This is a genomic window from Methylobacterium sp., from assembly GCF_019745455.1.
Classification (GTDB): Bacteria; Pseudomonadota; Alphaproteobacteria; order Rhizobiales; family Beijerinckiaceae; genus Methylobacterium.
On record NZ_JAIETD010000131.1, the window covers coordinates 1 to 7,077 of the forward strand.

Annotated in this window: 6 protein-coding genes; 3 read left to right on the top strand and 3 right to left on the bottom strand. The window is 60.7% G+C overall.

Annotated elements, in window-relative coordinates; translation table 11 throughout:
• From K2Y56_RS22520 to K2Y56_RS22530, 3 genes are all read left to right on the top strand, one after another.
• Window positions 1-1,013: HWE histidine kinase domain-containing protein (locus K2Y56_RS22520; protein ID WP_292513089.1), on the top strand; the 1,013-nt coding region annotated here is incomplete at its 5' end.
• A 50-nt stretch (window positions 1,014-1,063) separates the two neighbouring features.
• The gene (locus K2Y56_RS22525; protein ID WP_292513091.1) at window positions 1,064-2,572 is read left to right on the top strand and encodes an ATPase domain-containing protein; all 1,509 of its coding nucleotides are present in this window, start codon (window positions 1,064-1,066) and stop codon (window positions 2,570-2,572) included.
• Window positions 2,565-4,226 carry an ATP-binding protein gene (locus tag K2Y56_RS22530; protein WP_366849339.1) on the top strand — a complete coding sequence of 554 codons (1,662 nt, stop codon included), beginning with the start codon at window positions 2,565-2,567 and terminating at the stop codon, window positions 4,224-4,226. Before K2Y56_RS22525 ends, K2Y56_RS22530 begins: the two co-directional genes overlap by 8 nt.
• Window positions 4,227-4,305: 79 nt before the next feature.
• Here the strand turns inward: K2Y56_RS22530 and K2Y56_RS22535 are convergent, their stop codons facing one another.
• The 3 genes from K2Y56_RS22535 to K2Y56_RS22545 all read right to left on the bottom strand — a co-directional run bounded on the left by K2Y56_RS22535 (window position 4,306) and on the right by K2Y56_RS22545 (window position 6,787).
• A complete protein-coding gene (locus K2Y56_RS22535) occupies window positions 4,306-4,449 on the bottom strand; it encodes a hypothetical protein (RefSeq protein WP_292513094.1) in 144 nt (47 codons plus the stop codon).
• 402 nt (window positions 4,450-4,851) lie between these two features.
• Window positions 4,852-5,592, bottom strand: coding sequence for an aquaporin Z (gene aqpZ, locus K2Y56_RS22540; RefSeq protein WP_292513097.1), 741 nt, complete (start codon window positions 5,590-5,592; stop codon window positions 4,852-4,854).
• Between the two features lie 562 nt (window positions 5,593-6,154).
• Entirely contained in the window at window positions 6,155-6,787 is a 633-nt protein-coding gene (locus K2Y56_RS22545) for a tyrosine-type recombinase/integrase (RefSeq protein ID WP_292513101.1), read from the bottom strand.
• Window positions 6,788-7,077 lie beyond the last annotated feature (290 nt).

The window sequence follows — 7,077 nt, forward strand, 5'->3', positions numbered from 1 at the left end:
ATGGTGGCCGGCTTCGCCTCGGAACGACGGCCGGCTTCAAATCGGAATCCCCGGCCGGCTTCGTCGGAATACGCAATTACGCGATCTTCACCCTCGATCTCGCCGGGCGGATCACCGGCTGGAACACCGGGGCGGAAAACCTGCTCGGTTGGGACGAGGGAGAGGCGATCGGTCGACCAGTCAACGTCATCTTCACGCCCGACGACAACAGGGAGGCCATTGCCGAGGAGGAGATGAGGCTGGCGGTCACCGAAGGCCGGGCCGATGACGATCGCTGGCACCTGCGTAAGGATGGAAAACAATTTTGGGCCAATGGCCTGATGATGCCCATGCGTGACGACGCAGGTGGGCTGATAGGCTTTCTCAAGATCCTGAGGGATCTCACCGAGGCTCAGCTGGCCAGCGAGCATCAGCAGCTCCTCATTCATGAGCTCAACCACCGGGTGAAGAATACCCTCGCGACCGTTCAGGCCTTCACGACCCACTCGCTGCGGTCTGCCACGTCATTGCACGACGCCCGTGAAGCCATTACGGCGCGACTTATCGCCCTGGCCAAGGCACACGACGTGCTGACCGCCGAGAAGTGGGAGAGCGCGGATCTCAGCCGGATCGTGGACGATGCCCTCTGCGTTCACAACTCAGACCGGCAGCGCTGCCGCTGGGAAGGCAAAGCCGTGAGGGTGGTGCCTCGCACCGCGCTCGCCCTGTCGATGATGCTGCACGAACTTGCGACGAACGCGACCAAGTACGGAGCCTTGTCGAACGAGGCAGGTGCCGTGTCGGTGTCATGGGCCATGATCGCCTCGCCAGAAGTATCAGACGGGACTCTGCCGCGCCTCAGCTTGCGTTGGGAGGAACGAGACGGTCCTGCCGTGTCTCCGCCGGCTCGGCGCGGGTTCGGAACCCGGATGATCGAGCGCGGACTGGCCAGCGAGCTTGGGGGCGAAGTGCAAATTCTCTACGAACCTGAAGGGGTAGTCTGTACCCTGGAGGTTCCCCTCGAAGCTGCCTGAGTCCCCGATTTGGGAATTTAACTTAGCCAACCGCGGATCGGGCCCATTCCATGACCATCGAAAGCTCAACCACTGTGTCACCGGCGCGCGTGTCGTCCGGCATCGAGGGGCTCGACGAGATCCTCGGGGGCGGCTTCGATGCCAACCGCGTTTATCTCGTCGAGGGTCAGCCGGGCAGCGGCAAGACCACCCTGGCCCTTCAGTTCCTCCTCGAAGGTGCACGTCGGGGCGAGAAGACGCTGCACATCTGCCTGTCGGAGAGTGGACCGGAACTGCAATTGATCGCAGAACGCCACGGCTGGGCGCTGGACGGGATCGAGCTGTTCGATTTGTCCTCCTCGGAGGCAAGCCTCGATCCGGACGACGAACTCACGGTGTTCCAGCCCTCGGCGGTCGAACTCAGCGAGACCACGACGGGAATTATCGACCGGATCAAGACGATAAAGCCCACGCGCGTTGTCTTCGATAGCCTGTCCGAGATGCGTATCTTCGCGCAAAGTCCCCTGCGCTACCGCCGTCAGATCATGGCGCTTAAGCATTTTTTCACGACGCAGCGCTGCACCGTCCTGCTGCTGGACGATCTGTCCTCGCAGGGGGGTGACGTTCCTCTTCACAGCCTCGCACATGGGGTCGTGCTGCTGGAGCAGAACCCGGTCGATTTCGGTGCCGAGCGCCGCCGGCTGCGCGTGATCAAGATGCGCGGCATCCAGTTCAAGGGCGGCTACCATGACTTCACCATCCAACGGGGTGGGCTTGAGATCTACCCGCGCCTGGTCGCGGCCGAGCATCACAAGCGCTTCCTCGGCGAGTTCACGCAGAGCGGCAACGGAGAGATGGATGCCTTACTCGGCGGTGGCTTGGAGCGAGGCACGAATGCGTTGTTCATCGGTCCCGCAGGCGTAGGCAAGTCGACGCTGGCACTGACTTTTGCAGTGGCAGTGGCGCTGCGAGGCGACCACGCCGTCATCTTCGCCTTCGATGAGGGTCGTGGCACCATTGGCGCTCGGGCCAAGGCCATCGGCCTGGACATCGAGCCTCTTGTCGCAGCGGGGACGCTGCGCATCGAGCAGATCGATCCGGCCGAAATGGCACCTGGCGAGTTCGCCCATCTCGTGCGCACCAGCGTCGAGCGGGATCAGGCCTGCATGGTCGTGATCGACAGCCTCAACGGCTACCTCAATGCCATGCCGGACGAGCGCTTCCTCATCCTGCAGATGCATGAGCTCCTGAGCTACCTGAGCCAGATGGGTGTGGTCGCGATCCTTGTCCTTGCCCAGCATGGGTTGGTGGGCCCGATGGAGACGCCAGTCGACATCAGCTATCTCAGCGACGCAGTCCTGATGCTGCGTTACTTCGAGGCCGAGGGCCGGGTCCGGCGCGCCTTATCCGTGCTCAAGAAGCGAAGCGGGGCGCACGAGGACACGATTCGCGAGTACCAACTGACCTCAGGCGGCATCAGGCTCGGGCCGCCGCTCACCGAGTTCAGCGGCATCTTCACAGGGTCTCCAACCTATACCGGCACACTCAAGCCGCTGATGCCGCAGCCGGCCCATGACTGAGGCTGATCCGAACGGGGAGCGTGTCCTCGTTCTGGCTCCGACCGGTCGCGACGGTCCGGCAACCGTCGAGGTATTGCAGCGGGGTGGCATCGCGGCTTTTGCCTGCGCCGACGTGAATGCGCTGACTTCAGCGCTCGGCCAAGGCGTCGGCACCGTTCTCGTTGCCGAGGAAGGCTTGCTCAGGCAGGACGTCGAGGATCTGGTCGCTTGGGTCGAAAAACAACCGCCCTGGTCCGATCTGCCCTTCCTGATGATGACGAGCGACCGCCAAGCCCCCTCGATTAGGCGGCAGCGGGAGCACTTGATCGGGCAATTGCGCAACGTGGCGCTGATCGAGCGGCCGGTTCAACCCCTCACGCTGTTGAGCGCGGTAGGCTCGGCTCTGCGGGCACGCCGACGTCAGTACCAGGTCCGAACCCACCTCCTCGAACGTCAACAGACGGAGGACGAGCTTGAGCGCCGGGTCGCGGAGCGCACTGCCGAGTTGTTGATCTCCGAAGAGACTCTGCGGCAATCTCAGAAGATGGAGGCGGTCGGTCAGCTCACCGGAGGCATTGCTCACGACTTCAATAATCTTCTGGCCGGCATCTCGGGCAGCCTGGAGCTGCTGCAGACACGTATGGGTCAGGGACGGCTGACGGATCTCGACCGTTACATCAACACCGCCCAAGGTTGCTCGAAACGCGCCGCGGCACTCACCCATCGCCTTCTCGCCTTCTCACGCCGCCAGACGCTCGATCCGAAGCCCACGAACGTGAACGGCTTGATAGCGGGCATGGAGGAACTGGTCAGGCGCACGGTTGGACCCGAAATCGAGGTCGACGTCCCGGGTGCCGCGGAGTTGTGGGCGGTTCTCGTCGACCCGCACCAGCTCGAGAACGCCCTCCTGAACCTTGCGATCAACGCTCGCGACGCGATGCCGGATGGCGGGCGCATCACCATCGAGACGGCGAATGAACGACTGGACGACCATAACGCGAGGAAGCGTGACATGACCGCGGGCGAGTACGTCTCCCTCAGCGTCACCGACACCGGAACCGGCATGCCGCCTGAGGTGATCGCAAGAGCCTTTGACCCGTTCTTCACGACGAAGCCTGTCGGCGAGGGGACGGGGCTCGGCCTGTCGATGATCTACGGCTTCGTACGGCAGTCGGGAGGAAACGTTCGGATCTACTCCGAACCCGAAAAGGGTACGACGCTGAGCCTGTACCTGCCGCGACATTCCGGTGAAGCGGAGCAGGCCGTCGAGCTCGCAGACTTAAGCAAGGCTCCTCGTGCGGAACAGGGTCAGACGGTGTTGATCGTGGATGACGAGCCAAGCGTTCGTATGCTCGTGACGGAGGTACTGGAGCACCTCGGCTATACGGCCATCGAGGCGGCGGAGGGATCGGCAGCACTGAAGGTGCTTCAGTCGGACGTGCGTCTCGACCTTCTGGTCACCGATATTGGCCTGCCCGGGGGTATGAACGGCCGGCAGGTCGCGGAGGCAGGCCGGGTCGCCCGACCTGGCCTCAAGGTGTTGTTCATCACCGGCTATGGGCAGAAGGCTGGGCTTGGCAACGGCAGTCTTGATGCCGGCATGCAAGTCGTGACGAAGCCGTTCGTATTGGAGACCTTGGCCCACCGCATCAAGGAACTCATCGCGGCGAATTAGAGCCCGAAGGAATGGCGACACTTCCTCCAAATTGACGGCTCGAACCTGACGCTTGGTACCGCCTTGCTGCAGCCAGGCTTCAGCGGATCAGCCAGATCCCTACGAGCGACAGGATCGCGTAATAGACTGGATGATGATCCTCGTCGGTCACGACCACGGTGTAGGCCTGCCGGTCGCCATCGCGCAGCGCTTGGTCTCGTGCCATGTCGGAATGCAGCCGCATCGGGGTCCAACGTCAGGGTACGACGCCAGCACAGGCTTTTTTTGAGAATGCCACCAAAGGGGGTGCATTGCGGGTGGGGGCATACGGCCCCGAGGTTAGCGGGTGCCGCGTAGTGCCATGCGTGACCTGTTGCGAAAATCGGGTCGGCCATCGGCCGTGGTGGCGAGGCTCGTTCGCGGCGGGCGGCCGCTGAATGAGCCGTTTGGATCGATGGACGACGGCTGCGAATGCAGACGCGAACAGCCTTGATAGCGAGCGGTAGAGCCCCGCAGGAGGGACTCAGTCGGCAGCATATGGGGCACATTCGACTCAGGTTATGCCAGCCATTGGCAAGTTATGGGTTACTGCACATCCTCAAGGGCAAGTAGCCGTTCCGTTAGTCGCGGCTTCAACCGCAATCCTTCAGATTGCAGCGCCTTTCTCGACTACGATGGTATCGACGACATCGGCGGGTTCGTAGAGCCAGCGAGCCAGCGCTCCGGCCGCCATCGCTCCCACGATAGGTGCAAGCCAAAACAGCCATAGCTGCGCGACGTACTCGCCACCTGCAAACAGGGCAGGTCCTGTGCTGCGAGCCGGATTGACCGAGGTGTTGGTCACGGGAATCGAGATCAGGTGGATCAACACAAGGGCGAACCCAATCGGGATGCCGGCAAAGCCCGTCGCGGCACCCTTCGACGTTGTGCCGACGATGATGAAGATGAAGAAGAAGGTCAGCAGAAGCTCGGTGATCAAGCAGGCGGCAACACCGTATTTGCCAGGGCTGAGATCACCGTAACCATTCGAGGCGAACCCATTGGGGACCCAGCCAGTCTTGCCTGATGCAATGACGTAGAGGACGAAAGCACCAACAACCGCCCCCATAACCTGCGCGATGATATAGGGCAAGACATGTTGATTTGCGCAGCGTCCGGCAGACCATAGTCCAAGCGTCACAGCCGGATTGAAATGGCCACCCGAGATGTGGCCGACTGCATAAGCCATCGTTAGCACAGTCAAGCCAAATGCAAAGGCGACTCCAAGGAAGCCAATGCCGAGTTCGGGAAAAGCAGCCGATAGGACGGCAGCGCCACAGCCACCGAATGTCAACCAGAACGTGCCAAAAAACTCGGCAGTCGCCCGGCGCGTTGTGTCATGATCCATGACCAAACCTCTCGCTTCATGATTTCGCGACACGTTTAGCAAGCGTGGCGTTGGTAAGAATGGATCAGCGCAATAGGAGGTTGACTTGTCTACGCCGCATTTTTTGATTCGCGGCCTACGAAGCTTGCATAGATACGTAAGGAGATCAATCGTCAGAGTGCCAGATTTGCTTACTTCTCGGAATGTAACAGTCCTCGGAGGGGCTGAAGGACGACGACAGGGAAGGTCTGCTGTACCACCCGTTTCCGAACCTTCGAACGGTTGCCAAGCATCAGGGTTCGGCTAGGGAGTGCTTGATCACCTGAGGCTCGACTACGTAATCAACAGCATCAATTGCGACGCGGAGTTGCTCCGGCACCAGCCCCGATGAGTAAACGGCGAGAGCGAGCGTCGGCTTAGCATGCCCCATAAGCTCAGCGATGACGCTACTATTAACTGCTGTGGTGTGGGTTGAGGCCCGTTCGAGATAGGTCGCGAAGCACCGCCTGAAGCTATGGAAATTGACTTGCTTGTTCGGTCCGAGAACTTTCTGTCGGAAGCTCGAAAATCGCTTCACTACAATTCAACTTCGGTTCCCGTCAGGATTCGCGGGAGTTAATACCGAGAACACCCAGCCATCGGATGAGCTTACCAATCGCCGCTGCATGATCGGCCACGCCGGTTTATGAATGGGTACAATGCGCCGGGCATTCCCTGTCTTTCCAGACAAGATGCGGAACGATCGCTCTTTAACAATCACATTTACAGTACGTAATTGGCAAAGCTCCTTGATGCGGCAGCCGGTCATCAAACCGACCCGCATGAGGTCGAATAGTACCGTCCCGTACCTTTGACCCATAATCGAAACTGGGTCTGCCGAGAGCAACTTAGTAAGTTCATCTGCTGCGTAGGCGCGCTTCGCCGGCTCGAGATTCAATCGGTTCTTGAAGCTTCCCTGTCCCTGCCACGGATTATCGCTGACGAAGCCACGCTTTATGAGCCACTGCCACATCGAAGAAAGAGAGGCGATCTTTCGATTGACCGTGTTCTGAGAAGCTCCACTTCGTAGGAGCACGTTGCTGACAAACTCACCAGCGGTGTGTCGATCAACCCTTCGAACTCCAACGCTTGACGACTGAGTCTGGGCAAACTCCCGAACGGCAAGGGCATGCTGCATCCTCGATTGCTTCGTTTGAGCCCCCTCGATCTCCTTCAACCAGCGCTCCATCGTTGTGAGGATCGTGGACTGGCGCGATGAGGCCCTTGATGGGGCTTGGTGCCGACTGAACTTTCGGGGTCGCTGCTTGAGAGCAGGATGCGGAGCAGGGTCCATGCACTCTCGCGTGGCATCGTCGAGGGACCGTCGTGAACCGGTGAGGTCAGCCGCTCACACGGGCTCCCAACCGTCTGAGACGGTTTGTGTGCCAATCCGGGGTCGGTACACAGAACGGACCCAGATATACGCTAAGGTTTTGCCGTGCCTTCGACGGCGCGCATCTGGCGAAG